General features: G+C 71.1%; 27 protein-coding genes and 1 pseudogene. 18 read left to right on the top strand and 10 right to left on the bottom strand.

Going from position 1 to position 25,472, the window contains the following annotated elements:
* Window positions 1–155: 155 nt before the first annotated feature.
* The 3 genes from ACTEI_RS16445 to ACTEI_RS39355 form a co-directional block, all read right to left on the bottom strand.
* Window positions 156–539: a DUF2267 domain-containing protein gene (locus ACTEI_RS16445; protein WP_122982193.1), complete on the bottom strand. Its 384-nt coding sequence runs from the start codon at window positions 537–539 to the stop codon at window positions 156–158.
* 393 nt (window positions 540–932) lie between these two features.
* Window positions 933–3,920: a hypothetical protein gene (locus ACTEI_RS16440; protein ID WP_145831121.1), complete on the bottom strand. Its 2,988-nt coding sequence runs from the start codon at window positions 3,918–3,920 to the stop codon at window positions 933–935.
* 477 nt (window positions 3,921–4,397) lie between these two features.
* Window positions 4,398–4,514, bottom strand: a complete 117-nt coding sequence (locus ACTEI_RS39355) for a BBE domain-containing protein (protein ID WP_203723837.1) — start codon at window positions 4,512–4,514, stop codon at window positions 4,398–4,400.
* 563 nt (window positions 4,515–5,077) lie between these two features.
* Here ACTEI_RS39355 and ACTEI_RS39350 point away from each other — a divergent pair.
* From ACTEI_RS39350 to ACTEI_RS16420, 3 genes are all read left to right on the top strand, one after another.
* A complete protein-coding gene (locus ACTEI_RS39350) occupies window positions 5,078–5,227 on the top strand; it encodes a Fe-Mn family superoxide dismutase (RefSeq protein ID WP_239082698.1) in 150 nt (49 codons plus the stop codon).
* Between the two features lie 19 nt (window positions 5,228–5,246).
* On the top strand, window positions 5,247–5,624 hold the full coding sequence (locus ACTEI_RS39345; protein WP_239082697.1) for a Fe-Mn family superoxide dismutase: 378 nt from the start codon (window positions 5,247–5,249) through the stop codon (window positions 5,622–5,624).
* A 318-nt stretch (window positions 5,625–5,942) separates the two neighbouring features.
* A complete protein-coding gene (locus ACTEI_RS16420) occupies window positions 5,943–6,434 on the top strand; it encodes a GNAT family N-acetyltransferase (protein WP_164465990.1) in 492 nt (163 codons plus the stop codon).
* A gap of 71 nt (window positions 6,435–6,505) precedes the next feature.
* Here ACTEI_RS16420 and ACTEI_RS39340 read toward each other — a convergent pair.
* Window positions 6,506–6,629: pseudogene (locus ACTEI_RS39340) on the bottom strand (transposase); the annotation flags it as partial.
* Window positions 6,630–6,631: 2 nt separating this feature from the next.
* Between ACTEI_RS39340 and ACTEI_RS16410 the strand changes: the two are divergent.
* A complete protein-coding gene (locus ACTEI_RS16410; RefSeq protein WP_425321055.1) occupies window positions 6,632–6,937 on the top strand; it encodes a transposase in 306 nt (101 codons plus the stop codon).
* Window positions 6,938–7,170: 233 nt separating this feature from the next.
* Window positions 7,171–8,148 carry a C45 family autoproteolytic acyltransferase/hydrolase gene (locus tag ACTEI_RS16405; RefSeq protein ID WP_122978461.1) on the top strand — a complete coding sequence of 326 codons (978 nt, stop codon included), beginning with the start codon at window positions 7,171–7,173 and terminating at the stop codon, window positions 8,146–8,148.
* A gap of 104 nt (window positions 8,149–8,252) precedes the next feature.
* On the opposite strand, the gene ACTEI_RS37015 is transcribed toward ACTEI_RS16405, so the two are convergent.
* The gene (locus tag ACTEI_RS37015) at window positions 8,253–8,969 is read right to left on the bottom strand and encodes a hypothetical protein (protein WP_164465989.1); all 717 of its coding nucleotides are present in this window, start codon (window positions 8,967–8,969) and stop codon (window positions 8,253–8,255) included.
* Window positions 8,970–9,320: 351 nt separating this feature from the next.
* Here ACTEI_RS37015 and ACTEI_RS16395 point away from each other — a divergent pair, with 351 nt between their 5' ends.
* From ACTEI_RS16395 to ACTEI_RS39170, 4 genes are all read left to right on the top strand, one after another.
* Window positions 9,321–9,659 (top strand): ArsR/SmtB family transcription factor, encoded by a 339-nt coding sequence (locus ACTEI_RS16395; protein ID WP_122978459.1) that lies wholly within the window; start codon window positions 9,321–9,323, stop codon window positions 9,657–9,659.
* Window position 9,660: 1 nt separating this feature from the next.
* On the top strand, window positions 9,661–10,308 hold the full coding sequence (locus ACTEI_RS16390) for a dihydrofolate reductase family protein (RefSeq protein WP_122978458.1): 648 nt from the start codon (window positions 9,661–9,663) through the stop codon (window positions 10,306–10,308).
* A 9-nt stretch (window positions 10,309–10,317) separates the two neighbouring features.
* Window positions 10,318–10,779, top strand: a complete 462-nt coding sequence (locus tag ACTEI_RS16385; protein WP_122978457.1) for an SRPBCC domain-containing protein — start codon at window positions 10,318–10,320, stop codon at window positions 10,777–10,779.
* 69 nt (window positions 10,780–10,848) lie between these two features.
* Window positions 10,849–10,959 (top strand): helix-turn-helix domain-containing protein, encoded by a 111-nt coding sequence (locus tag ACTEI_RS39170; RefSeq protein ID WP_249040744.1) that lies wholly within the window; start codon window positions 10,849–10,851, stop codon window positions 10,957–10,959.
* A gap of 127 nt (window positions 10,960–11,086) precedes the next feature.
* Here ACTEI_RS39170 and ACTEI_RS16375 read toward each other — a convergent pair whose 3' ends face one another.
* Window positions 11,087–12,040 (bottom strand): PaaX family transcriptional regulator, encoded by a 954-nt coding sequence (locus ACTEI_RS16375; RefSeq protein ID WP_122978456.1) that lies wholly within the window; start codon window positions 12,038–12,040, stop codon window positions 11,087–11,089.
* Between the two features lie 225 nt (window positions 12,041–12,265).
* On the opposite strand from ACTEI_RS16375, the gene ACTEI_RS16370 reads away from it, so the two are divergent.
* From ACTEI_RS16370 to ACTEI_RS16360, 3 genes are all read left to right on the top strand, one after another.
* A complete protein-coding gene (locus ACTEI_RS16370) occupies window positions 12,266–13,552 on the top strand; it encodes an extracellular catalytic domain type 1 short-chain-length polyhydroxyalkanoate depolymerase (RefSeq protein WP_164465988.1) in 1,287 nt (428 codons plus the stop codon).
* 273 nt (window positions 13,553–13,825) lie between these two features.
* Window positions 13,826–15,115, top strand: a complete 1,290-nt coding sequence (locus ACTEI_RS16365; protein WP_122978455.1) for a CE1 family esterase — start codon at window positions 13,826–13,828, stop codon at window positions 15,113–15,115.
* Window positions 15,116–15,330: 215 nt separating this feature from the next.
* Entirely contained in the window at window positions 15,331–15,636 is a 306-nt protein-coding gene (locus ACTEI_RS16360; protein ID WP_122978454.1) for a hypothetical protein, read from the top strand.
* A gap of 64 nt (window positions 15,637–15,700) precedes the next feature.
* Here the strand turns inward: ACTEI_RS16360 and ACTEI_RS16355 are convergent, their stop codons facing one another.
* A complete protein-coding gene (locus ACTEI_RS16355) occupies window positions 15,701–16,534 on the bottom strand; it encodes a PIG-L family deacetylase (RefSeq protein WP_122978453.1) in 834 nt (277 codons plus the stop codon).
* Window positions 16,535–17,075: 541 nt separating this feature from the next.
* On the opposite strand from ACTEI_RS16355, the gene ACTEI_RS16350 reads away from it, so the two are divergent.
* The 4 genes from ACTEI_RS16350 (at window position 17,076) to ACTEI_RS16330 (ending at window position 21,830) form a co-directional block, all read left to right on the top strand.
* Complete coding sequence (locus ACTEI_RS16350; RefSeq protein ID WP_122978452.1) at window positions 17,076–17,432, top strand: PadR family transcriptional regulator; 357 nt, start codon at window positions 17,076–17,078, stop codon at window positions 17,430–17,432.
* Window positions 17,429–18,454 (top strand): hypothetical protein, encoded by a 1,026-nt coding sequence (locus ACTEI_RS16345; protein WP_122978451.1) that lies wholly within the window; start codon window positions 17,429–17,431, stop codon window positions 18,452–18,454. The genes ACTEI_RS16350 and ACTEI_RS16345 overlap by 4 nt, the downstream gene beginning before the upstream one ends.
* A 572-nt stretch (window positions 18,455–19,026) precedes the next feature.
* Complete coding sequence (locus ACTEI_RS16335) at window positions 19,027–19,344, top strand: chemotaxis protein CheB (protein ID WP_122978450.1); 318 nt, start codon at window positions 19,027–19,029, stop codon at window positions 19,342–19,344.
* A 2-nt stretch (window positions 19,345–19,346) separates the two neighbouring features.
* Window positions 19,347–21,830 carry an ATP-binding protein gene (locus ACTEI_RS16330; protein WP_164465987.1) on the top strand — a complete coding sequence of 828 codons (2,484 nt, stop codon included), beginning with the start codon at window positions 19,347–19,349 and terminating at the stop codon, window positions 21,828–21,830.
* 141 nt (window positions 21,831–21,971) lie between these two features.
* Here the strand turns inward: ACTEI_RS16330 and ACTEI_RS16325 are convergent, their stop codons facing one another.
* Window positions 21,972–22,565 carry a DUF4865 family protein gene (locus tag ACTEI_RS16325; protein WP_203723835.1) on the bottom strand — a complete coding sequence of 198 codons (594 nt, stop codon included), beginning with the start codon at window positions 22,563–22,565 and terminating at the stop codon, window positions 21,972–21,974.
* A gap of 151 nt (window positions 22,566–22,716) precedes the next feature.
* On the bottom strand, window positions 22,717–23,304 hold the full coding sequence (locus tag ACTEI_RS16320) for a TetR/AcrR family transcriptional regulator (RefSeq protein WP_122978448.1): 588 nt from the start codon (window positions 23,302–23,304) through the stop codon (window positions 22,717–22,719).
* Window positions 23,305–23,600: 296 nt separating this feature from the next.
* On the opposite strand from ACTEI_RS16320, the gene ACTEI_RS16315 reads away from it, so the two are divergent.
* The gene (locus ACTEI_RS16315) at window positions 23,601–24,377 is read left to right on the top strand and encodes an SAM hydrolase/SAM-dependent halogenase family protein (protein WP_122978447.1); all 777 of its coding nucleotides are present in this window, start codon (window positions 23,601–23,603) and stop codon (window positions 24,375–24,377) included.
* Window positions 24,378–24,488: 111 nt separating this feature from the next.
* Window positions 24,489–24,836 carry an antibiotic biosynthesis monooxygenase family protein gene (locus ACTEI_RS16310; protein ID WP_122982189.1) on the top strand — a complete coding sequence of 116 codons (348 nt, stop codon included), beginning with the start codon at window positions 24,489–24,491 and terminating at the stop codon, window positions 24,834–24,836.
* Here the strand turns inward: ACTEI_RS16310 and ACTEI_RS16305 are convergent.
* Window positions 24,816–25,433: a hypothetical protein gene (locus ACTEI_RS16305; protein ID WP_122978446.1), complete on the bottom strand. Its 618-nt coding sequence runs from the start codon at window positions 25,431–25,433 to the stop codon at window positions 24,816–24,818. The genes ACTEI_RS16310 and ACTEI_RS16305 overlap by 21 nt on opposite strands.
* Window positions 25,434–25,472 lie beyond the last annotated feature (39 nt).

Genomic DNA, 25,472 nt, shown 5'->3' with positions numbered 1-25,472 from the left:
AGCGCCGGGTCGTCGCATCGGACGACGCTCGGCGCTCGACTCCCGGAATCGTTGGCTACCTGCCGGCGAACCAGGGGGTCAACGGGCGCGCCGCACCGGGACGGGGCGAGCAGGTCGGGCGACGACCGTCGGGCGACTGCCCCGCACGAGCCTGTTCAGCGCCGCGCCGGCGCGGCCACCAGCTGTCCGAACTCTCTCGGCAGCTGAGCGATCGCGTCCGTGAACTCCTGGTGCCCGACCGTCTCGTGCAGAGCCGAGAGCACTGCAGCCACGCCCCGCTCGGCGGTCGGGCGGTCCACTCCGGCGCGTTCGGCGACCCGGCGCATGAACTCGTCATAGGAAAACGCCTCGGCCGGCTCGGTCGGCTTGATCAGGTAGGGCCGGAGCTCGTCCGGTACGTGTTCGGCCAGATCCATTCCCTCGCCGCCGCTGATCCGGGCCGCGAGGGTGAGCAGGGTGCCCTCGGTGAGCAGCCTCGCAGTGTCCTCGGGTACCCCGGTCCGCTCGGCCACCTTGTCGATGAATGCCAGTTCCGCCATCACGGTCATCTCCCTCGTCGCATCACGTTGTGCATCACGGTCGACGCTATGGAGCCCCGAGATGAAGTCGGCTCACCCGACGCAGGTGAAATCCGACCACGAGGCGCCGCCGAGGATCGCCGCACGTGGTACGCGCGATTCCGCTCGACACCCTCGGTACCGAGGCACTTCGTGGTGGCACCACCCTTCGAAGGCCGCCTCACCGCCAGCCGGAGCCGCCCCTTCAACGAATCGAGTCACACCGTCTCCCGAGCGCGACGACGGCGGAGCTCGAAGAGTTTGCGCGGCTGCGGCGTGAGAACGCGGAGCTGAAGCCACCCACCGCGGGGCCGTCCAGGCGCGGCGCCGGCGAGGTCAGTCGCCGGCGCCGCGGATCACCCGGCTGATGGTGCGTCAGTCAGTCACCGCACCGGTGGCTACCGGGCCGGTGAGCACCGTGGTGAAGTCAGACGACATCACGGTCGCCTGGAGTTGAACCTTCTCCTCCGATTCGACCTGCTCGTCCTTGATCGTCGGCAGGGTCAGTTCGACGCTCGCCGTGTCGGGTGGGATGTGGAGGAAGAACCGCATATCGAGGCTGGAGAGCGCACGAGACGGCGACGCGTCCTGGCCGGTCAGGTCGCGCAGCCAGGTGGGATCAACATCGGTGGTGGACAACTCGGCACCGGTGGTGGGTGCCTGTACCGACAGACCGACGTAGATGGCGCGGTCGGGGATCGTGTCGGGGGTGATCTGCCAACGCAGGTGCGAGCCCTCGGCGACCCGGGCCGCAGCCGGTGTCACGGTGACGTTGGGCATCGGGTCGTCGTCACGGATCAGGAGATCACCGTCGTAGTCGCCGATGACCGCGCCGTGGAGGGTCTTGATGTTCAGCAGGTACCGGCGGTCCATGCCGTAGCGGTTGTTGCCGGTCACCGTGATCGGTACCTCGATGCCACGGGTGTTCGGTGTGATGTCCGCCAGCGTCGTGGTGGTCCTGTAGTCCGGGTCGGTCAGGAACAATCGCACCGTCCCGGTGCCACGGCCGGACACCTGAACCGGCACGTGGACCGTTCGGGTCCCGGAGCCGCCCTCATCGACGCTCAAGTCGCCCACGTCGACCCGGGGCAGACTGACCGGCGGGGCGGCGGGAGTGCCGGCGCGCCAGCCCCACGCGTCGATCAGAAAGGCCTGGCCGGTCGGGGTACGCGGGATGAGCTCCAGCGTGGCGATGTGGTCCAGGTCGAGGCCCGCAGCGTGGGCCGCGGTCAGCGGCACCCGGACCTCCTGGCCCCACAGGGCAGTCATGAACGCGGAACTGGGCAGACCGTCCACGCTGACCGTGCCGAGGCGGGCGCGGTGCCCGGCGGTGTCGGTGACCGCCACGTCCATGCTGGTGCCGATAGAATTTTCCGGCACGATGAGACGCATCGCCAGGGACGTGGAGCCCTTGATCGAGGTCGCGGTCGCCGGTTGCACCGTGACGGCCTGTCCGGCGGTCGACCAGTTCATCATGACCGAGTACCGGTCGGGGTCCGTACCGGGGGCGAACGATGCGAAGTGCGGCGAAAGGCTGACGTAGCGTCCGCGATTCTGGCATGCCGCCGTCAGGTCCATGGTCACGTGAGCACAGAGCCGGGCGCCGGTGACCCTCGTCGACGACGCCGGAAGCAGGAGCGGTTCACGAGCCGCGCCCACGGCGTGACTGAGGACCCGGGCCGGATCGGCCGACGGGGCACGTACCGCGCTGCCGTCCAGCAACGGGCGCACGCCGTCGTCGCCGGCGATGAAGAGCCTGGCCGCCGCGGCGAGGTAGGTCGCGCCGACGTTCTGCTGCTGCGTGGCGGTCAGCCGGCCAGCACCCAGGCCGGGTGTGCAGACGCCGCGATCCGGGCTGACGAAGTCGTCGAAGGCCGGTGCGGTGGCCTGACCCGGAGTCCACTCGGTGTTGAAGAAGTTGTGGTTGGCTCCCACGACGTACAGCGCGGCGTGCAGTGCGGCACCGCGGCTGACGCCGCGCGTGCCGTCGACGTACATCTGCCCCTGCAGATCGGCTACGTCACCGTCGCAGCCCGGCAGGATCGTCACCGACGGTACGTCCGGGACCGGGTTGTGCCCGCGGTTCGTCGGGCCCACCAGCACCATGCCGCGGATCGTCCAGCCCACCTCGCCGCGGTAGCCGTCCTGCGCTGCCGGCGGCACGGTGAGGCTGTCCATGGCCGCCCGGTTGACGCCCTCGCCACCGCGTGAGTGCCCCACCAGCAGGACCTTCGACATGTCGGCGGGTGGGGCCGCCCGTACCGCCTCCGGGGCCGCAGAGCGTTGCGCGCCGGCCCACTGCGCCCAGTGGGCCAGGTGCAGGCGTACCAGCGACGAACGCGCCTGGGCGCCGCCGTCGGCGAGCAGGTCCTGGGCGTTGATGCCGTTGGCGGAGATCGACACGGTGATGTAGCCCTGCGATGCCAGCAGCTGCTGCGCTTGCAGATAGCCGCGGTGACTCGGGACGGGATCGGTCGTGGGCGGGCACGGCCAGTCCCCGCTGATGCGTTGCGGGTCGGCCCCGGCGAAGCAGGTGAAGTGCCGGCCGTGCAGGAACAGTGCCAGCGGTCGCGCCACCGGCGTGTCGGCTGGTGCGACCACGACAGCCTGCATTTCCACCGGCCGGGCAAGGCCGGGCAGCGGCACCGGGTCGAGTGCGTACTCACCGGTGATGGTCCGATACGGGCCGGGCACGCCGGGGTCGATCGCAGCGGCGGGGGCCGCCGTGGCCGCCCGCAGAGCCGCTGAGGCAGGTGCCGGCGAATGCCCCGCGACGCCGGGGGCGTCGATGCGACGTCCCGCGGCGCGGACCTCGAGCTTGGACAGCTCCGCGGCTTCCAGCGGGGGCATGTCGAGGTGGAAAGTGCGTAGGTCCGTGGTCTGCCTGGGCTGACCGAGCAGCCGGTCGCCGGCGTAGAACTCGACGGTGGCGTCGCCCATCGGCACCATCGCCGGCGCCCGCCAGGTCAAGGTGGGCTGCTCGCGGCTTCCCGTGATCGTCCAATGCTGCGGCAACCGGTCGGCCGGCTGCGCTGCGGCAGCGCCCGGCCCGGCCGGCGGTGGCGCCGCGTGGACCGGCCCTGCGAAGCCGAGAAGCAAACCCACGGTGAGCGTCGTTACCACTATTTTCTTGCGCGTCTTCATCGCGCCCCTCCCTCGTTGAGGGCACCCTTTTCGGAAAAATCTGCGCGGTTTTCCGAGCAGTCGGGTGTCCACATCCGGGAAGACCTTAGCGAGGTATCGACGAAACGCTATAGGAGAGTGGGATTGCCCACGTCGGCGCCACTGAGCGACTCTGCCCATGATGTCGAAGTAGTGAATTTTCAGTTTCCAATAGCGCTTCGACCGGCGGGCGTGAAGCACGACACAAAAGGCGCCCAAGGACCGCCTCTGACCTGCTCAGACGCTGCACGATTGCGACTGGACGGCCGCGCAACAAACCGGTTCCACTTGACAGTGGAGCGTGCCGGGACGAAAGATGATCCTCGTGCGAGAGCGCTCTCTCGAACCGACATTCCGTCCTTCCGACTCTCCCTGCGACACTGCAGAATTCTCACCTGTGCAGCTCGCGGACAATTATTGACATGCCGGTTTCCTGCATTCTTCAGGGAACAGGCCCGAAGCCAGGTCTGGCCATTTCTTCCCGAACGGGAGAATGCTGCGGTAGACCAGGCGGGTCATCCTCGGCGAGCATGACGAAGCTCTGGTGACTACCCCGCTGGCAGGAGCCGGAAGTGGCGGCCGGACGGGCAGCCCGCGCGTGGCAGGCCGCGATGGGCGCCGCAGCGGATCTGTGCGGCGGCCCGGCCGGGAGCGGCGGATGATCCCGGCGGCCGTTCGTCACGGGCGGACGGACACGGCGTGGCGGCACATGTCACCCGGGTCGAAGCTGGCCTTGACCCGCTGCAGCCGCGCGCAGTTGTCCTTGTGACGGAGTCGCTCGGAAGGTACGTTCACGATCAGCCCGGGTCCAACCTTTCTCGGCTGGCGTTCTGGTCATCGGTGGTGGCGACGGGGCGTATGCCGACGGAGGCCCGTCTGCCTGGCCGGGTCGCGGCCACCTCGGTGACCGACATCCGGTGGGGAGAGGCGCGCTCGCTGACGGTCACCTGCCGCACCGGTACCACCGCGAGCCGCCGCCCACTCCTTTGCCGGGTGACCCGCAGCCCCGCACTGACGAAGGACCCGGCAACGAGCCCGGTTCGTGGACCTGATTCCGGAACAAACCTGATCGTGAACTGGATGGATGCTCTGAGATCTTGCACGCGCTCACCCTGGCTCGTCGTCTCGCTCCCCTTCCGAGCATGTGGAACGGCTGCGCGGATCTCGGTAGGCCTTGATGCAACAGCATGGCAATAGCTAGTAACCTGCATCAGGTGGAGGACCGAGATGGGCGCGTACCCGATGCCGGACATGCCGTACGGCTACGGCGCGCTGGAGCCGGCGATGTCGGGTGAGATCCTGGAGCGGCGGGAGAAGGCGCTGGCGTTCAACCTGTCCGGGCACGTCCCTGCACGATCTTGTGGAACAACCTGTCCCCGGACGGCGGCGACCGTCCCGGCGGCGAGCTCGCTGCGGCGATCGCCGAGCACTTCGGCTCCTTCGACGCGTTCGCCGCGCAGCTGTCGACGGCGACCAAGGGCGTGCGGGGGTCCGGCTGGGGCGCCTGACTATCTGCCGTACAAGAACGTGCGCGCCGACTACGTGGACCGGCCGTGGAACCGGGTGAACTGGGCCGACGTCATCAAACGGTCCGACGCCGCCCGGGCGGCCGGCCCGGCGTGCGATGACTGGCCATCCGGACGCCGCTGCGCTGTTCGACCGTGCCCGGCAGGCCGCCGCGTCATCGCGGCCAAGCCCCGCGGCGATCTCGCCGGCGCCGAGGCCCTGCTCGCCGGGTTCCCCGACGACCCGGCCCGGGTCCGCGGCTTCTGCCTGCTCGCCGAGCCGGCCCTGTCGCTGGTACGGGCCCGGATCGGACAGAGCATGGACGAGCTGGTACGCGAGCTGAGCCTGCACATGGCGGCTACCGCCATGCAACCGCCACCCGGCGCTCCCGCAGCCTGATCCCGCCGGTCGCTCATCCGGCGACTGCCAGCGATCCCGTATGGCCGACCGGTCCCCCGGTCACCGATCTGCGGGTGGCCTGCTGGTCAGCCACCCCCGAACAGAGATGAGCACGACACCATGCAACCTGGCGGTAGCCGCAGCACGCAGGAGCCGACGGTCAGCGACGTAGCCAGCCTTGTCGCGTCGTGGGTGCACGGCTGGGCTGTCTCCCGAGCCGTGCCGAGCCCGACGAGCCTGCCCGGCGGATGGCGCATCCAGGTCGGGCTACCGGGCCACCGCGTCCGCTACGTCCTGGCCGCCTACGACGACGCGACGGTGACCGAACTGGGCCGTCGGCACACCGAACCAGGCACCTGGATCAAGGCCGCGACGAACCCGAGCGACCTGCACCGGGTACTGCCTGCCCGCTGGGCGATGAGCGACACCGGCTACCTGATGACCGTTCCCTTCACCGGCGGCGACCCGGTGGTGCCGGCGCCGTACAGCACCCAACTCGAAGTCGAAGGCGACGTCATCGTCGCATCGGTCCTGGACACTGCCGGCCGGACCGCAGCCCGCGGCAGGCTCGCCCCGGCAGGCCGGGTCGGTGTCATCGACCAGGTCGAGACCGCACCCACGCACCGCCGTCGCGGGCTGGCAAGCGCGGTCATGCGCACCCTCGCTCACCACGCCGTCCGACGCGGCATGCACCGTGGCGTCCTGGTCGCCACCGACGACGGCCGCGAGCTGTACCGCACCTTGGGCTGGACCGTCCGCAGCCCCATCGCCGCGGCGCACATACCCGAAGCCCCCACTCCTCTCGCCTGATCAAGCCGGGCGCTCCCGCAGCACCCTCTACCAGGCCGCGCCCCACCCTGATCGATGTAGTGGTGCAGTGTCTGCGCGTTCACGCTCTCGACCGCGTTGGTGGAGCACACGATGGTGCGGATCTCGACGTCGAAAAGCGAGGAACGGTACGTACTCGGCCCAGGCGCTCTCCCCGAGCCGCACCATCGCCGGGTGCCATCGCGAAGATCACCGAGGACCGGGACGAGCTGCTCGCCTTCTACGGCTTCCCGGCGGAGCACCGGGTACATGTGCGGACCACCAACCCCATCGAGTCCACATCCTCCACGGTCGAGCTGCGCACCAAGGTCACCCGCGCGGCCGGCAGCCCGGCCGCCGCCCTCGCCCTGGTGTTCACATTGGTTGAGTCCGCCCAGGAACGCCGGCGCGCGATCACCGGCGCCCACCTCGTCGCCCTGGTCCGCCCCGGGGTCAGATTCGAGAACGGCTTCTTGGTCGAGCGCGACAAGACCGTCGCACCCTGATCACACGTCACCGAACGACACGGATCTACCATTGCTCCCGCCGCTCGCCTACGTGACTGCCAGCTCCTCCGAATCGGGACATTGTCGCCGGCTTGGTATCGGCCACGCTCGCATTCAGCGACTTCAACCGGATCCAGCACTTGGCCGTCACCGACGATGGCCACCTGGTGATTCACCCCGCAATTAGCTAGGTTGCTCTCACCTCGGCCGATTCTCACAGGGGAGTGGCAGCCGTGCGGCAAGAGCACAAGACCTTTCAGGCGATCGAGGTCGGCGACGGCGGCGACGGGCGGTGGGCCGCCTACGCCCGGGGCCTGTGGCAGGAGATGGAGGGCCTGCTCACCGAGGAGGGCCGGACTCCGGAGGGCGCGGATCGTGTTCGGGCGCTGTTCCGTGCGCACATGCCGGAACTGGTCCCGGTTCTGGACCGCCTGGCCGGCCGACTCGACCGGCCCGAGGCGGACGTCTTCCTCACCCACGCGGCACTGCGGCCGTTCTCCCAGGCGTGCACCCAGATCGGCAGGAACGGCACTCTGCTGCGCAACTATGACCTACGGCCCGATCAGTGCGAAGGGACCATCGTCTCCTCCCGCTTCCTGCGCCCCGTGATCGGGATGCAGGACATGCTGTGGGGCTTGCTGGACGGGATGAACGACGCCGGTCTCGCGGTCTCGCTCACCTGGGGCGGACGTTCGGTCTACGGACGCGGCTTCGCCATTCTCATCGTGGTGCGCTACCTGCTGGAGACGTGCGACACCGTCGATGAGGCGGTCGACAGGCTGCGATTTCTACCGGTCGCCGTCCCCCAGAACCTCACCCTTGTCGATTCCACCAAGGCGGTGACGGTGTTCGTGGGGCCGGATATGTCACCGACGGTGGCGCCGGATGCCTGCGCCGCCAATCACCAGCACCTGCCGGTGACCGACGAGCAGGAACGGACCATGCGGACGCAGGAGCGGCTGCACGCCATCCGCGCCGCGGGCGTGGACGTGGCGGCGATGCTGAAGCCGCCGCTATACCAATCCGTCGACGAGCAGGGGTCGAGAACGCTCTACACAGCCCACTACCGGCCCGCCGAGGGCCGTGTGACGTACTACTGGCCCGGTGAGTCCTGGCAACAGTCCTTCGGTGACTTCACACCCGGATCCCGCACCGTGACCTTGGGCCGGACCAGCGGAGAGGCTTTCCGGACCTCTGCTCACCCTGCATGAAGATCCGGCAAGAACGTGATGTCACCCGCCGCCGACAGGCCCTCCCTCGGCCCGCCCCGCCACGGCCACACGACGGATGGTCACCAGTGAAGAGATGAGGTGCCTCACGGACCCTCAGCGGCATTGAGGCGATCACTGTCCCGCGTGACGCTGTCGCCCGCGGAGATCGGCATGGCCTCAATATGATCATCGGTGGTCAGCGCTTCGACGCATTCCCGGCTGCCGCCGACGTAGGTGCTGTCGAGATCCACGTCGGTGGCCACGCACCATGCGTGGTCCTCCGGCCACCACAGGCTCGGCGACTGGAAGTGATCCGGATCGGACGAGGCTGTGGACGCCTCTATCGGCCCGGACAGTAACACCATCTCCCGGATCCCGAGCTGCACTGTCGGGGCCGCCCGGTCGCTCGATCGCAGGTCTGCACCGGTCCACATGGCGAAATAGCACCGCTGCGGGGTCACGGTGTGCGCCCCGAGTATCGCCACCAGCCTGGTCACCTGATTCCGGGTCAGTGAGCCCGGCCAGGGATCAGTGCTCCACAGCGGAGAATTCCCTCCAGCGAGGGAACCGGCGATCGACTCCCACTGCATTGCGGCATGCGGTGTCCGGCCGGTGACCGTACAGACATAGCTCCACGAAAGCTCCTCCTCTTTCGCCTCCTCTCCGTCGACCTTCACCATGCGGATGGCTGGATGAAATACCCGTGCATACGCGGGGAAGTCATATGTCACGAGTGATCCGACGTCATATCGGAACTCGCGGACGGCCGCAGCGATCCACTGCGCCGGAGCACTGTCGTCTGCGGGCACTGCTGTGGTCACGGTGACGCCCCCATCAGCGCGCACGACTTGATCTCAATCGTCGGCGACTTTTTCATCGCCCTGCTCATGATAGTGCTTTTCGGCGGCGCGACGTTCTCCCGGCGGCCGGGTGCTCTTCAACGGCGCGACCGCATCCGTTCTCCGGCCCGCCGCCGACCCGTGGCCGGTGGCCCCTGATGTCGAGGTCCGAAGGCGTCCGCACGGCTGGCCGAAGTCCTCTGCACAGAGCGCCGAGGGTCTTCCGGTAGCGGATCCGGGCGTGAAGCTTGCCGCTGGAGGCCCAGTTGGCGCGACCAGGTTCATCGCGTGAGCCGGTTGACCAGATGCTGCCCGTCGACAATAGTTAGGCCTGTGCCTAAGTATCACGACGAGATCGACGCCGTGCTCCGCGCACTCGCGGATCCGACGCGCAGGGCCGTCGTGGAACGGCTGGCGAAATCCCCGGCCGTCGTGTCCGACCTCGCCGCGCCGTTCTCGATGGCCTTGCCGTCGCTCATGCAGCACCTGCGCGTCCTCGAGGACGCGGGACTGGTCACCTCGCAGAAGCACGGACGCGTCCGCACCGTGAGCCTGCGGCCCGGCGCCTTCGACGTCCTACACCTGTGGCTCGACGAGCAACGAACCCCCGCAGAACGCCAAGCCGACCGGCTCGGCATCCACCTGGCCCGGACCAGACCGAAGGGCACCTGACATGACCCGCGTTCGCATCGACCTGTTCGCCTCGCTGGACGGCTACGCCTCGACGACCGGCGGCACCTCCGACAATCCGATGGGAGAAGACTGGGGACGCCTCACCGCGGCCTACGCCGCGACTCGCACGTTCCACGAGCGTGTCCTCGGCGACACCAGCGGCACCGGCACCACCGGCATCGACGACTCCTACGTCGCCGCGCACTTCGACGGCATCGGCGCCGAGATCATGGGCGCGGCCATGTTCGGCCTGCACGCGTTCCCCGACGACCCCGACTGGAAGGGCTGGTGGGGTGACCGGCCGCCGTTCGGAACGCCGGTCTACGTCCTCACCCACACCGCACCGCGTCCGCCGATCCCGATGCAAGGCGGAACGACGTTCCACTTCCGCAACACCGCGGTCGAGGACGTGCTCGCCGAGGCGACCGAGGCCGCCGGCGGCCTGGACGTACGCGTCGGCGGCGGCGTCAGCACCGCCCGAGCCTTCCTGCGCGCCGGCCTGGTAGACCACCTGCACGTCATGATCGCCCCTATCCTGCTCGGCCGGGGCACCCGGCTGTGGGACGACCTGCGCGGGCTCGACCTCACCCACAAGGTGACAACGGAAGTGGCCGAGAGCGGCACGATCCACGTCACCTTCACGCGATAGGACCCACCGATGACGATCGAACGCCGCCTCGCCCGCGCCGGGTTCACTCTGACCCGCGACTACCCCATTCCCCTCCAGCGCGTCTGGGACGCGTTCGCCGAGGAGCAGCAGAAGCGGGCCTGGTGGGGCGCCGGTGACGCCATCGAGCCCGGCGAATGGGCGTTCGACTTCCGCGTCGGCGGACGCGACGTCGCCGAGGGCAAGTTCCACGACGGTCCGCTCTCCCGCTACGAGGCCACATACACCGACATCGTCGAACACGTCCGCATCGTCACGACGTACGACATGTGGCTCGACGGGATCCACATGTCGACCTCGGTGGCGTCGCTCGAGTTCGAGCCGATCGACGAGGGCACCCGGTTCACGCACGTCGAGCATGGCGTCTTCTTCGACCAGTTCTGGGCCGACGGGCCGAACCGCGAGAAGGGCAGCCGGGGCCTGCTCGATGCCCTGGGCAGCTACCTCGCGTGACGCACCTTCACCAGCGGCCCGTTCACGGCTTTCCGCTCGGTCGCTTCGAGGTAACCCCGACACCACGGTTTGCGCGAGCGGACCGGCGCCGGCGAGAAGAGGTCCGCCCTTGCCCGGGAGTTCGGCATCAGCCGCGAGACGGTCTACAGCTCCCTGCGCCCTGCGGCGGTCGCTGGCTGACCGGAGCCCCGCACCCGGTCGAGCTGGGGCAAGGCGGTGGCCGAGCTGCCAGGAGCGGCGGGCGAGGCGGGAGCGTCGATGAGTAGCGAGCGGACGAGGGGCAGCCGGTACGGTGGCTGAACCCGCCCTACGGCAGACCGGCCGCCAGCTCCGCCACGGTGTGCGCACGGATGTCGGGCAGGGGCGCGACGGCGAAGCGGGCGGCGACGGCGCGTACATGACCTTCGGCGGTTCGCGCGAGTCCGTCATAGATGGCGACGAACAGCTTCCGGGCCGGTCCGCGCGGCCAGTCCGGCGGGAGCAGGGGGCCGGGCAGCTGCGGGTCGAGGATGGGTAGACGCCGGTACGTGTCCATGACGTCGGTGCGGACGCGAACCGCCTCCGCGCCGGCGACCTCCCCGGCCTCCATCCGCAGCAGCGTCGGGCTCCAGCGCCGGACGAACGCTTCATATTCCGCGGCGATCGCCGCGGTGTCCCAGGCGTCGATCGGAGATCGCCCGTCCGCGGCCGGGAGGTCGACATGCCGGGCACGGAACACCGTCATGGCGCCGGGGGCGAAGGGCGCCAGTTGTGCCCGGACCTTGTCGGTGAGATCACGCGGCGAAACCCACAGGCCGTCGTACAGCGGCGCGAAGCCCATCCACCGTAGCTGCGCGCGCAGCCCCCGCCGTTGCGCGCCGCGGGCCTGTGGCAGCGAGAAGGCGACCAGCGTCCAATGTTCGTCCCACGGCGGGTCGCCGTCGACGGGCGAGACGATGGCGCTTCCACCGACGGCGAGAAACGTGGCCGCGGCCGCGGTCAGCCGGTAGGAGCTCTGCCTCCCGTGCCGGCGGTTCTCAAGCACCCCGCGGCGGGCCAGCCGGCTGACGGCGGCCCGGGCCGCGGTGCTGCTCACGCCGCTCTCCGAGAGCAGGGCGACGACCGCGGCCGACGGCACCCAGGCTCTGGTGCGCAGGGTGTAGTCCGCCAGCAACGTCACCGTCAGTTCCTGGGACGAGGTCCCGGCCTGCCGGCGCGGTAGCCGCACCGAGCCCGCGGCGTCGTCCGGAAAGATCTCCTCGATGTCGTACGGGCTCGTCACGGGGCGGCGCTCCGGCAGGATCTTGGTGGCATTGACTCCCGACTGTAGACGCCGATGGGGACGCACCACGCGCGTAATCGATTTCCTTCGATTGACAGTTTTGTGACCGCCGAGGAAGCTAAGTGCCATTCGACGCCTGTGGCGCCGGGTCACGCGAAACGGCCAGGGCACAGCGGTGTGCGCCGGCGAGCGCCGCCCGCGCCTCTTCCCCGAGGAGTCACCAGCATGAGGATCAGACGGAAGTTGCTGCTGGCCGTGGCCGGCGCGCTGGTCATGGCCGGGTTGGCGGTCCCGGCGGCACGGCCGGCGTTCGCGGCCTCGTTGACCGAGGTCACCGCGTTCGGCAGCAATCCCGGCGGCATGCGGATGCACCTCTACGTGCCGGACGTCCGCCCGGCCAGTCCGCCGATCGTGGTGGCCATGCACGGCTGCGGCGGCTCCGGTCCCGGCTTCCACTCCAGCAGCGAGTTCGCCTCGCTCGCCGACCGGTACGGGTTCCTCGTGATCTACCCGTCCGCGATGCAGGAGGCCGGTTTCGGCAGGTGCTTCGACACCTGGTCGACGGCCGCGAAGACACGCGACGGCGGCAGCGACCCGGTGTCCATCGCGTCGATGGTCTCCTACGCCGCGCGGCAGTACGGCGGCGACCTGAACCGGGTGTACGCCACCGGCAGCTCGTCCGGCGGCATGATGACCCAGCACATGCTCGCGCTCTACCCCGACCTGTTCAAGGCCGGAGCGTCCTTCATGGGCGTACCGTTCGACTGCTTCGCCGGCGCCGCCGACTACCCGCCCGGCACGAGCCGGTGCACCGGCGGTTCGATGAACCGCACGCCGCAGCAGTGGGGCGACGCGGTGCGCCGGGTCAACCCCGGCCACGCCGGCCCACGCCCGCGGGTGCAGCTCTGGCACGGCACCGCCGACACGCTGGTGCCGTACCAGCTGCTCCAGGAGTCCATCGAGCAGTGGACCAACGTGTTCGGACTCGGCCAGACGCCCACCTCCAGCGACACCCCGCAGGCCGGCTGGAACCGCCGCCGCTACGCCGACGCCGCGGGCACCGTCCAGGTCGAGGCGTACAGCGTCCAGGGCGCCGGGCACACCCTGCCCTCCAGCGGCATGGCCGCCGCGGCCATCGCCTTCTTCGGGCTCACCACCGCGCCGTCGACCCCGCCGTCGTCGCCTCCGGTCACCGGGGCGTGCCGGGTCACCGACACCGTCAACGCCTGGAACAACGGCCTCACCTCGACGATCACGATCACCAACAGCGGCGCCGGGAGCATCAACGGCTGGTCCCTGGTCTTCACCCTGCCGGCTGGGCAGACCATCACGTCCGGGTGGGGCGCCACCTACTCCCCGCAGTCCGGACAGGTGACGGCACGCAACGTCGACTACACCGCGGTCATCGCCCCCAACAGCTCGATCTCCATCGGCTTCCAGGCAACCCATGTCGGCAACACCGCGAAGCCCACGTCGTTCACGTTCAACGGCACGGCCTGCGCGGTGGGTTAGCAGCGGCGGCGCTCACCCGCGATCGGCCGGACCGGACGACGGTTCCCGGGCGCACACCCCGGTGCGCGCCCGGGAGCGCCCCGGGTGCAGGCGCACGAGAAATACGGCTGGGCGGTGACGTGCCGGCCCGCATCGTCATTGCGCGGCTACCTCGCGTACTGATCCAGAGGTGACCGCCGGAGGATGTCACGGCGGCCGGACAGCAGGCGTGGGCAGACCCCGGGGGCCGGCGCCAACGATCGACCTCCCCTACCGGCATCGAGGAGACCGACCATGACAGAACGAGAGACGCGGACTCTACGGGTCCTGACCGGGACCTTCGCCGCGGCGCTGCTGGCCGCGGCGGGCATGATGATCTTGCCCGACGGCTCGGCGTCGGCCGAGGTGAACAGCTCGGCGGCAGCGACCGCAGGATGCGGGAAGACCCCGACCCTGCGCGACGGGACCTACACGATCCAGAGCGGCGGCCAGGCCCGCACCTACATCCTGCGGCTGCCGAGCACCTACACCAACACCCAGGCCCATCGGCTGGTCGTGGGACTGCACTGGCTCAACGGCAGCGCCAACGATGTGGTCGGCAACGGCTTCTACGGTCTGCAGCAACGATCCGGCAACAGCGCCATCTTCATCGCGCCTCAGGGCCTCGATGCGGGCTGGGCCAACACCGGCGGCCGCGACGTCACCCTGATCGACGACATCCTCCGGGTGGTCGAGAACGATTTGTGCGTCGACACCTCCCGACGATTCGCGCTGGGCTTCAGCTACGGCGGCGCGATGAGCTACGCCCTGGCGTGCGCCCGGCCGACCGTGTTCCGGGCGGTCGCACCGATCGCCGGCGCGAACCTCAGCGGCTGCTCCCCGGCGTCCCAGCCGGTGGCCTACTTCGGCATCCACGGGATCCGTGACAGCGTCCTGAACGTCTCGATGGGTCGCTCGATCCGGGACACCTTCGTGCGCCTCAACGGCTGCACGGCCCACAATCCACCGGAGCCGGCGTCGGGCAGCGGAACCCACATCACCACCGCCTACCCGGGATGCCGGGCGGGATATCCCGTCCAGTGGGCCGCCTTCGACGGCGACCACGTGCCGCTTCCGGTCGACCGCAACGCGTCGTCGTCGTGGGTCTCCGGCGAGGTGTGGCAGTTCTTCAGCCAGTTCGGCGGCGGTACCACGCCCTCGGACCCGGCGTCCCCCTCGCCGTCCTCCCCTTCAGCGTCCGCGTCCAGCGGCCCGGCACCCGGTGGCGCCGCGTGCCGTGTCACCAGCACGGTCAACGCCTGGAACAACGGCCTGACCGCCGACATCACGGTCACCAACACCGGCAGCTCGCCCCTCACCGGCTGGACGCTCGCCTTCACCCTGCCCAGCGGCCAGACCATCACCAACGGCTGGAACGCCACCTATGCGCCCACGTCGGGACGGGTCACGGCGACGAACGTCGGCTACAACGCCAGCCTGCCGCCGGGCGGGTCGGTCAGCCTGGGCTTCCAGGCCACACACACGGGCAACGCCGGAGCGCCGAGCACGTACGGGCTGAACGGCTCCCCCTGTACCAGCGGCTGACGAAGCCGGTCGCCGCCGGCCCGAACGAAGCCGATCACGGCCGGCGCGGGTCGTCCGGCGGCGGGACGGCGGCCGGAGTCCCCGCCAGGCGGAAGCCACCGGCGGGGACCGGCCAGGTCCGGCTCGTCGGCGTGGCGCATCACGGACGAAGGGCTGCGGCCTTTCCCCTGAACACCCGGTCCGCATCAATTGCGGCCACGGTTAGGCTCGCTGACGTGATCATGAATGTTGTGGCACTGGCGTTGGCCGCGTTCCTCATCGGCGGCGGCGTATGGGCGCTGGTGACCGACACGCCTATCGTGATGAAAGGCTCCAGGTCGGATTGGCGTACGCAGCGGGAGGCGATCTCGTTCTGCCTCACGTTCGGCGGCGCCGTGTTGACCGGGGCGCTGGTGGACATCGCTCGCACGGCGGGGTGGATCGACCGCGGGACCGCCCTGTGGCTCCTCGGTCTGCCGGTGACGCTGTTGCTCGTCGCGTTGATCGCGTTCCGCCCGCGCCGGCGCCTTGTGACGCAGTAAGCGGAGCTACTGACGGCAGATGAGGATGGCGGGCGTGTTGGTGTCCGCCCGGCGGTCGGACCGCTCAGCGCAGTCCAGCGAACAGATCGTCCTCGGGTAGCGGCGCGCCGGTGGTGTCCCGCACGCGCAGGAACGTCTCGACCCCCATCAGGTCGGTGAAGCGCTCCTTGCCCATGCGCAGGAACTCGATGTTCTCGCTCTGGCTGGCGTGCGCCGCGAGTGCGTCGTACTTCTGGGCGCCGAACGCCCGGGTGTCCACCCAGGTGGTGATCTCCGCATCCGGCAAGCCGATCTGCGGGGGTGGGGCGTCCTCGGTCATCTCGGCCTCCGCCCAGTCGACCCCCAGCTCGCGCAGCGCCTCGCCGAGCGCGGCCATCCCCGAGTGCGGCGCGGTCGTCCAGTACACCTTGGCCGGCACGCCGGTCAGCGCGACCGCGGCCATGGTGACGCGGTGCGCCTGGATGTGGTCGGGATGGCCGTAGAAGCCGTTCTCGTCGTAGGTGACGACGACGTCGGGCTGGTACCGCCGGATGAGGACGGCGAGCCGGTCTGCCGCCGCGGCGACCGGCACGCTCCAGAACGAGCCGGGCGCGTCGTTGCTCGGCCACCCCATCATCCCGGAGTCGGCGTAGCCGAGCAGTTCGAGGTGCGTGACCTTGAGCGCGGCGCAGCTCACCTCGAGCTCCTCGCGACGCATCGCGGCCACCGCCACCGGATCGTGCCCCGGCGCACCCGGCTTGACCCCGCCCGGCCCGTCCCCGCAACGCCCGTCGGTGCACGTCACGAGCACTGTCGTGATCCCCTCCGCGGCACAGCGGGCGAGGACCCCGCCGGTGCTCGAAGCTTCGTCGTCGGGATGGGCGTGCACCGCCATCAAGGTCAGGGATCGATCAACCATGCCGACACCCTACGGCTTCCGGCTCCGGGCCGGACTCGCTCGCCGCCCCGGTCGCTACCCGAGCTGTCACGGCCACAACGCGGGCGGCCCGATCCCGCGTCGTTCCAGGCGGATGACAGCATCCGCACATCGGCAGATCCGTGCATTGGTCTAACAAGCCCGTGCCCTGGTGAGCGCCGGGCCGGCTACGATGCGATCGCGGACCGCGATCGTCGGCCTGATGCCCGCGCGCCCCGAGCATCCCGCCGCCGTCGTGCGGTGCGGGTGGCGGCCGCCGCCCAGGTCGCCGGCCACCTCGTCGGCGTCGCCCGCCTGGGTGTGGACGCAACGTGCGGTTCTGCGCGCCGCGTCCGCACCGTTCGCGGCGGCCGGGCTCGTGCACGTCACCGCCCCTGCCCGAGGTCCACCACGGGCTGCTGACGGCCTCGGCGCCGGCAGCGCCACCGCTGCCAGCCGTAAGGCGTACCGGTTCTACACCGGCCGCTTCCCTCAACCCTCCGCACACCTACCGTTATATCTTCGGACCCGATACATTGCCGGGGTGGAGACACCGGTACGCGAGCCCACCTTCCTCATCCTCACCGCCCTGGCGGCCGAGCCTCTGCACGGCTACGCGCTGATCACCGAGGTGGCCCGGCTTTCCGGCGGCCGCGTCTCGCTGCGCCCCGGCACGCTCTACGGCGCCCTCGACCGATTGCTCGACGCCGGCCTGGTCACCGTCGAGCGGGAGGAGGTGGTGGACAGCCGGCTGCGCCGCTACTACCGGCTCACCGAGCACGGTGGTGATCTGCTCGCCGACGAGACCGAGCGGATGCGCCGCAACGTCGAGGCCGCGACCGCGCGACTGAACGCCCGTACCCGTCGGGGCACACCCCGGCTCAGCGGAGGGCCCGCATGAGCGACCTGGAACGCCGCTATCTGCGATTGGTCCGGATCTTCTATCCGGCCGGCTACCGCAACGAGCGCGGCACCGAGATCGTCGGTACGTACCTCGCCCTCTCCTCGCCGGACCAGCGGTGGCCTTCGGCCGCCGATGTGACCGACCTGGCCGGCGGCGGGTTACGCCAGCGGCTACGCGAGGTCGGCGCGACCGGTATCGGCCCGGGACTGCGGCTGGCCGCGCCGCTGGCGCTGTTGACCGCCACGGCTCTCGCCGGCGGCTGGACCGTGTTGGAGCTCAACCCGTGGACGACGCCGTGGTTCGGCTTCGAGCAGCACGGCATGTCCGCCTCACTCGGCGTCGGCGTGTGGGCGGCCTGGCTGCTCGCTGCGGTGGTGCACGTGGTGGCACCCGGCCGGTGGACGCGCCTGGCGATCGGTTCCGCCCTCGTCCTCACCCTTGCCGTCGGACCGCTTGCCGCCGTCGTCGGCCGGTCCCGGCCTCCGCTGTTCGTACTGCTCGCCCAGGCCAGCCTCGGATTGGTGGCGCTCGGCGTTCCGGCCCGGCTGCCCGTGTGGCTACGACTGCTGCCCCTCGCCGGCGCCGCCGCAGCGCTCCCCGTGGCGGCGACCTTCGCCCATGACAGCGGCGAAGCCTTGTCCGTGTCCTACGGCTGGCCCGCCGGGCAGGTCCTTCCCGGCGCCGGGACGGCGCTTCTGCTGGTGACGTTGCTCGCCGGCATGGGGCCGGCAGCGCGCAACGACCTCCGTGGCGCTTGGGCACTGCTGGTGCTGCTCTACCCGATCGGCATGCTGTGGCTGCATCCGCTGGCCGAGGAACTCGCCGTCGGCCTGTACGGCGGCGGACCGAACGCGGACTGGACGACGCTGGCCACAGCGGCGATCGCCGTCTCGGCGGCTGCCCCGGTGATCGTCGTGCCGGCTGCGCTGATCGCCCGGCGACGGGTCGTCCGAGCTTACGGCCGCGCCGAACGTGACGCGGTGTGCGGCTCGCTCACCCGCGACAGCACGAAGCGATAGCAGCAGCAGGACGAAGCGATAGCGGCAACAGGACGAAGCGACAGCGGCAACAGGACGGAGCGACAGCGGCAACAGGACGAAGCGACAGCGGCCCGCTACGACCACCGGCCGGCCCGGCCGGCGAGCCGGCCATCCTGACGACCGACCCCGGCGGCCGCCGATGGGGCCGACGCGTGAGCGCCCCTACACGCGTACATCGGTACCGCGCCGCGGCGCCGACGAGCTGTGGCAGCGGCAGGGGTGCGCAGCCGGTCGCGCCGCACCTGCGAGCGTGACCAGCACCGACCGCGCAGCGGCCGCGGCGTCGATCGCGTCGGTCTTACCGCGACGGCTGGGGTCTGCCGATTCGGCCGCACCACTTCCACCACCGAGATGCCCTCGTCGAGCAGGTATCGAGACAGCCCGGCGCCGTAGCTGCCGGCGCCCTCGACGCGGTCTCGGGGCCGACGGCGTGCTGGGCGCGCGCCGGTACCGTACCGACAAGCCATCTAATCCGGCAAATCAGGAATATTTTCCCGCTGACGGGGAAGACGCTCCGCGCCGGTTCCGGCGGGACGAGGGGCGAGTGCTTCATGGCGAATCGAGATCTGGTGGCGATCGGAGGCTCGCTCGGCGCTCTGGAGGCCGCCACCACCCTGCTCGCGGGCCTGCCCCCGGACCTGCGCACCGCGCTGCTGGTGACGATCACCGCGGCCGGGGAGCGGGACGCCGCGCAGTTCGACCGCGCCGGGCCGCTGCCGGCCGCGGTGGCGGTCGACGGCCAGGCGCTGCGGCCGGGACGGGTCTACCTCGCCGGGCCGGATCCCGAGGGCGCTACCCGGGCCGCGGCGCGACCGCCGCGCGAAGGCGGTGGCCGCGGCGTGTACCCCGGATATCGGTCGTGTCCATGATCGTGGTTGACGACGCACTGCTGCGCGATCCGGTGCGGCTCGCGGCGGTGGACACTGCTCGCCGGGCGCTGGCCCTGCTGCCGGTCGCGCTGAACGCGGTGGCAGCGCTCGCGGCGCGGCTGACCGAGGCGCCGATGGGAATGGTCACCCTGATCGGCGACGAGGAGGAGTACTTCGTCGGTGTGCACCACCCGCCGCCGGCGTTGAACGAGCAGGGGCATGCGCCGATGGCGTACTCCGTGTGCAAGTACGTGGTCAGCGCGGGCCGCCCGGTCGACTCCGGGGACATGTTCCGGGAGCCGGGCCTGCGGGAGCATCTGCTGGCCACGCAGTACGGCGTACGGGCGTTCCTGGGCGTGCCGTTGCGCGACGGCGCCGGCCAGCCGGTGGGGTCGCTCACGGTGCTCGACACCGAGGCCCGGCAGTGGTCCGACGAGCAGGCCGCCCTGCTGGCGGAGATCGCCGGGTTGCTGCGGCCTGGTGCGCTTCCCGGGCCGGTGCCCGCCGGCGGGATGGACAGCGCGTCCCTGCTGGACAGCACGCAGGAGGCGTTCCTCGCGGTGGACCGCGACGGTGTGGTGGTGAGCTGGAACCGCGCCGCCGAGGAGATGCTCGGCTACACCGCCGACGAGGTGTGCGGCCGGCACCTGGACGAGAGCGTGCTGCCCGACTACGACGGACGTCCGATCGGCGTGGCCCTGACCCGGCTGTTCTCCACCTCGCCGCGCCGCGAGGTGTCCCGGCGGGTGAGTGTCCGGCACCGCAACGGCCGGCGGCTGACGGCCCAGGCGTCGCTGTCGGTGGTCGGCTCCGCCGACGGGCCGAGGGCGTGCGTGTTCCTCACCGACCTGACCGGGCAGGCCGCCGCCGAGGAGGCCGCCGACCGCAACGGCAGCTTCCTGGCGGCCCTGCTGGAAAGCCTGACCGTCGGGGTGATCGCCTGCGACAACGAGGGCCGGCTGGTGGTGGTCAACCGCGTGCTGCGGGAGGCGCAGGGGCTGCCGCCGGTCGGCGAGGTGCCGATCGACTGGCCGCGGATGGTGACCGGCTCCCTGCTGCACCCCGACGGGACGCCGATAAGCTGGGAACGAACGCCGCTGATGCGCGCCCTGCACGGCGAGACCGTGCCGGCGACCGATGTGGTGGTGGAGCGGCCCGGGCACCGGCCGCGGACGTTCTCGACCATCGCTCAACCGATCACCGGCTCCGGTGGCCGCATGCTGGGCGCCGTGGCGGTCGGCCGGGAGATCACCGCGCTGCGCCGGGTGGAACGGTTCCGCACCTGCCATCTCGCCGTGGCCGAGGCCATCGCGGCGGCGAACGAGCCGCCGGCGGCGGCGCCCGGTGTCCTGCGGGCGGTGGCCATCACGCTGGGCTGGCCGTACGCGGAGCTGTGGGTGATCGACCAGACCGGCGAGCACCTGGACTCCGTCGGCCGCTGGAGTGCGCCGGGCTCCGAGGAACTTGCGGACTACATCCCGGTGAAAGGTGTCGGCGTCACCGGCCGGGTCTGGGCCACCGGCCAGCCGCTGTGGGTGGCCAACCTCGCCGACGCCGACTGGCTGTACGCCCCGGACAGCCGCGCCCGCACCGAACTCAGCGTGCGGCTGGGCATCCGCACCGTGCTGTCCGTGCCGGTGCGTAACGGCAACACCATGCTCGGCGTGCTCAGCTGTTACTCCACCGTCGTCGAACCGCACCAGGACGTCCTCACGGTGCTGCTGGACGGCGTCGCCGCACAGTTCGGGGTCTTCGTCGCGATGTGCCGGGCCACGGAGCTGTCCCGCCAGCTGGAGCGCGCACGGGACGACTTTCTCGCGCTGATCGGCCACGAGATGCGTACGCCACTGACCTCGATCGCGGCCAACGCCACCCTCCTGGGCGAGGAGGCGGCCGGCCTGGACGAGGACAGCCGGCAGATGGTGCGGTCCATCGAGCGCAACACCGCGGCCCTGCGAGGCATCGTCGAGACCCTGCTGGATCTCGCCGGGCTGGAGGCCGGTCACATCGGCCTCACCGTCCGGGACGTCGACCTGGCCGCTCTCGTCACCGACGCGGCGAACGCCGCCGGACCGACCGCCGCCGGCAACGGCGTGCGGCTGAGCACCGACCTGCCGGAGCGGCTCGGCATGACCGGCGATCCGGCACGGCTGCGGGAGGTCGTCGACGACCTGCTCTCGAACGCGATCAAATACAGCCGGGACGGCGGCGACGTGCGGGTACACCTACGGTCCCACGGCACGACCGCGGAACTGCGCGTCACGGATACCGGCATCGGCGTGCCCGGCGACGAGATCGATCAGCTCTTCGCCCGCTTCTACCGGGCCAGTAACGTCCGCCATCAAGGCGTTCCCGGCAGCGGACTCGGACTGACCCGGGCGCGCACCATCGTCGAGATGCACGGCGGGGCCATCACCATCACCGGCCACGAGCCGACCGGCACCACCGCGGTCGTCCGGCTACCGCTGCGCAACGAGCAGGCTTGACGCTGAACCTGAGGGCGGTCCCGGCCGCCGGGCCCGGTGTCGACGTCGGCCACCGCCGTTCGGTGATCGCGGCGATGGTCAGCGGTCAGCATCGTCGCCGAAGTCCCGCCGGGGAGCGGATCCGCGGCCCGGGCCAGGCATTCAGGTCGCTGAGTTGCGGTCCGGTTCGCTCACGTGCAACACCGTGAACAGTGTGGCGTCCGGCGGCACCGTCCCGTCGTCGAGTCCGGCGACGGTCGTGACCTCGACGGCCTGCCAGGTCGCCGGGTCGATCCCGCCGGCAGCCAGGTGGGTTCGCGGATGCCGGGCGCGGTCACGGACCCGTGCGCCGAGGGCGTCCGCCACGGTACGCAGATCGGCGTCCTGGTCGATGGCCCACGTGCGCACCATCGCGTGGGTGACCTCGGCCCGGCCGCATCCGCCCACCCCGAACGCGGCCGGCACCCAGGTCCGGACGCGCGGGCGGCCGAAGTCGCGGACGATGCCGTCGAAGCCCTGACCACCCCAGAGGAAATCGGCCGCGGCGCCGCTGTCGGCCCACAGGTAGAACGGCGCGTACTGGTTGACCGGCGATCCGTCGACACCCGCCGTACGGATGCAGTATGCCTTGCACAGCAGACCCCGGCGATCGTCGAGCGCGCCGCCTCTCGTGCGTACCCGGGTCCGGATGATCTCCATGTCGTAGTCGGCGGGCAGCGTGATGGGGTACTGCATCAGCAGCTGTGGTTCGCTCATCGCCGCCCCCGGCCAGAACGGGTCGTCGCACGGTGCGGGGCCGCAGCGCGGGTCACGGGCGTGCTCCCCGGCGGGGCCGGCCGCGGCCCGGGGCCCGGGCCGGTGGAACGCGGGCCGTCCGGAAGATCGGCCGGCGCGGTGTCGATCCGCCTCATACGGTGTCCTTCCTCCTCAGGTGGTCGAGCATGGCGACGGCGCCACGGACGGCGCGGTCGAACGGCGCGGGATCCCCGGCCGCGCGGGCCAGCACGTAACCGCCCTGCACGACGGCGAGCACGGTGTCGGCGAGCTCGGCGGGGTCCACCGCGGAGTCGAATTCGCCGTCGCGCACCCCGGCCCGGACGACCGCGTCGACGTGTGCCCGCAGACTGTCGAACGTGGTGGCGACCAGCCGCCGCAGGACCGCGGACTCCAGCACGTCGGCGTCGCCGGTCATCCGGCCCACCGGGCACCCGCGCAGAACCTCGCGCTGGCGCAGCAGGTAGCCGGCCAGGCGCTCGAACGCGGAGCCCTCGCCGGTCAGAGCCGCCTCGGCCCGGGCGAGCAACTGTTGCGCGGTGGCCGCCATCGCCGCCGCGGCCAGGTCTTCCTTGCCCCGGAAGTGGTGGTACATGCTGCCCTGCCCGGCACCGGCGCGGTCCAGGATGGCGCGCGGGCTCGTCGCGGCGTAGCCGCGTTCCCAGAGAAGCTCCTGAGTGCTCTCGATCAGATGGTCACGGGTGGAACCGGCTCCAGTCACCCGTACATACTAGTAGGTACAGAACAGCGACGCACCCCCGGTCCCCGGCGATCCACGGTCACGGGTGTCGGCGGCGGCCGAAGAACGATTCCGCGTCCGCGGGGATCCGCCACCCACCGGGTCCGCCCGACCGGGGCGGACCCCGCGCGGGGCCAGGCGCGTCCGATCCGGGCGGCTTCGCGGTGACCGGGGTGGGCGTAACCGCGCGCGGCACGAGCGTCCGATCCGGACGGCTTCGCGGTGACCGAGGCGGGTGGAACCGCGCGCGCGGGCGCCGTACCCCGTAGGCTGACTCCGTGCTGCTCACGGTCGTCGCCGACTACGGGGTCGGGGATCTCGCCTTCGCCGAGGTGCGCCAGCGCCTCGCCCTGCTGCTGCCCGAGGCCGAGGTCACGGCCATCCCGGTGCCGCCGTTCGACACGGTCAGCGCCGGCTTCTGCCTCGCCCAGCTCGCCTTCGGCGACGGCCCGCCGGACCGGGTGCTCTACGCCAACGTGGCGCCCCGGCAGGACGAGGACCGGCCACGGCAGGACAACGCCGGCGAGCGGCTGGTCGCGGCCCGGCTGCCCTCGGGTGTGCTGGTGGTCGGCGTGGCCGCCGGGGCGAGCATGTCGTTCCTGGCCGACGAGGAGGTGCCGCTGCACGCCGTCGAGGTCGCCGACGCCGGCTCGCAGTTCCGGTCCCGCGACGTGTTCCCCGACGCGCTGGCCGCCCTGGTGCGCGGCGACACCGGCCTGCTCGGCGAGCCGGTGACCGTCGATCCGGCGCCGGTTCGCGCGGTGGCGTACTCGGACGGCTACGGCAACCTCAAGACGAGCTGGTACGACGCGCCCGCCGCGCCGGGCACGTCGGCCCGGGTCCGGATCGGCGCCGTGGTGCACGAGGTGGTCATCAGCGACGGCGTGTTCGCGGTGCCGGCCGGCGCGATCGCGTTCGCGCCCGGCAGTTCCGGCTGGCCGCGCGGGGACGGCGGCGGGGCCCGGGTCAGCCACGAGATCTTCGCGCGCGGCCGCAACGCCGCCGAGCTGTTCGGCAACCCCGTTTCCGGTACGCCGGTGGAGGTGCTCGTCTGACCCCGGGCGACAGCGCCACCGCTCGCCGGCCGGGCGGTGGCACCACCTCACCGCTCGCCGGCCGGGGGCACGGGGCGGCGCCACGCCATCGCTCTGTGGCATCGTGTGGCCATGCCCGACCAGCCGTTCGCCGACACCCCGCCACCGCCCTACGTCGCGGTGATCTTCACGTCGATCCGCGCGGACGGCGACCACGGGTACGCCGCGATGGCCGCGTCGATGGAGCGGCTCGCCCGGGAGCAGCCCGGTTTCCTCGGCATCGAGTCGGCTCGTGACGGTGTCGGGATCACCGTGTCGTACTGGGCCGACCAGCAGGCGGCCCGCGGCTGGAAGCAGGTCGCGGCCCATCTGGTGGCGCAGCGCCGCGGCCGCGCCACGTGGTACCGGGATTATCGCGTCCGGGTGGCCACGGTCGAGCGGGACTACGCCATGGACTCGTCACCGATCGACGCCGGCTGATCCGGCCGGCTGCTGCCCGCCCTCGTCGTCCCGGTGCACGATCCGTCCGGCGATCGCGGTGACGTCGCCGGCCACTCCGGCGGTGCGCAGCGCGTCGGCCAGGCGGTCGATGGCCGCGGCCGGGTCCGGCGGCGTGTCGTAGAGCATCGGGGTGAGCAACAGCAGGGCCCGGGCCCGTGACAGCGGGTCGGGCTGGTGGTCGGCAGCCGCGACGATCTCGGCCCAGGAGAGGCTCCCCCCGCCGTCGGAGGACGCGATCACCTGGTAGTCGCGGCCGGCGCCGGGTGAGCTCAGATAGTCGACGCCGAGGTCGCCGTCGAAGTTGCGGTAGACGACGGCCAGCCGGCCACGGTCGCCGAGATCGACCGGGAAGACCGGCCAGGTCCGCAGGTCGGTGAGCCGGTCGTAGGTGGCGCGGATGTCGGCGAGCCGGTCGCCGAACAGCTCGGCCAGCTCCTCGTCCAGGTCGAGGCCGACCAGGTCCAGGTGGGCGGCCCAGAAGCCGGGCAGGTCGAGCAGCGCCGATCCGTCCACGGCGAGGCCCGGCCCGTCCGATTCGTCGGGGCCACGGTCGTCGTAGCCCGGAAGGAGAGTCACGGCGCTCTTTCTATCCGACGCCTCCGCAGCCTTCACAGC

It is taken from the genome of Actinoplanes teichomyceticus ATCC 31121 (genome assembly GCF_003711105.1).
Classification (GTDB): domain Bacteria; phylum Actinomycetota; class Actinomycetes; order Mycobacteriales; family Micromonosporaceae; genus Actinoplanes; species Actinoplanes teichomyceticus.
Note: the sequence above shows the minus strand (reverse complement) of the source record. Positions and strands in the feature narration are given on the sequence as shown.

Excerpts from the sequence above, each read along its gene's own strand:
- ACTEI_RS16355 (WP_122978453.1), bottom strand. The coding sequence starts at position 16,534 with ATGGTTGATCGATCCCTGACCTTGATGGCGGTGCACGCCCATCCCGAC.
- ACTEI_RS16325 (WP_203723835.1), bottom strand. The coding sequence starts at position 22,565 with ATGAGCGAACCACAGCTGCTGATGCAGTACCCCATCACGCTGCCCGCC.
- ACTEI_RS16370 (WP_164465988.1), top strand. The coding sequence starts at position 12,266 with ATGAGGATCAGACGGAAGTTGCTGCTGGCCGTGGCCGGCGCGCTGGTC.
- ACTEI_RS16345 (WP_122978451.1), top strand. The coding sequence starts at position 17,429 with ATGAGCGACCTGGAACGCCGCTATCTGCGATTGGTCCGGATCTTCTAT.
- ACTEI_RS16445 (WP_122982193.1), bottom strand. The coding sequence starts at position 539 with ATGGCGGAACTGGCATTCATCGACAAGGTGGCCGAGCGGACCGGGGTA.
- ACTEI_RS16310 (WP_122982189.1), top strand. The coding sequence starts at position 24,489 with ATGCCCGACCAGCCGTTCGCCGACACCCCGCCACCGCCCTACGTCGCG.
- ACTEI_RS16390 (WP_122978458.1), top strand. The coding sequence starts at position 9,661 with ATGACCCGCGTTCGCATCGACCTGTTCGCCTCGCTGGACGGCTACGCC.
- ACTEI_RS16365 (WP_122978455.1), top strand. The coding sequence starts at position 13,826 with ATGACAGAACGAGAGACGCGGACTCTACGGGTCCTGACCGGGACCTTC.
- ACTEI_RS16335 (WP_122978450.1), top strand. The coding sequence starts at position 19,027 with ATGGCGAATCGAGATCTGGTGGCGATCGGAGGCTCGCTCGGCGCTCTG.
- ACTEI_RS16385 (WP_122978457.1), top strand. The coding sequence starts at position 10,318 with ATGACGATCGAACGCCGCCTCGCCCGCGCCGGGTTCACTCTGACCCGC.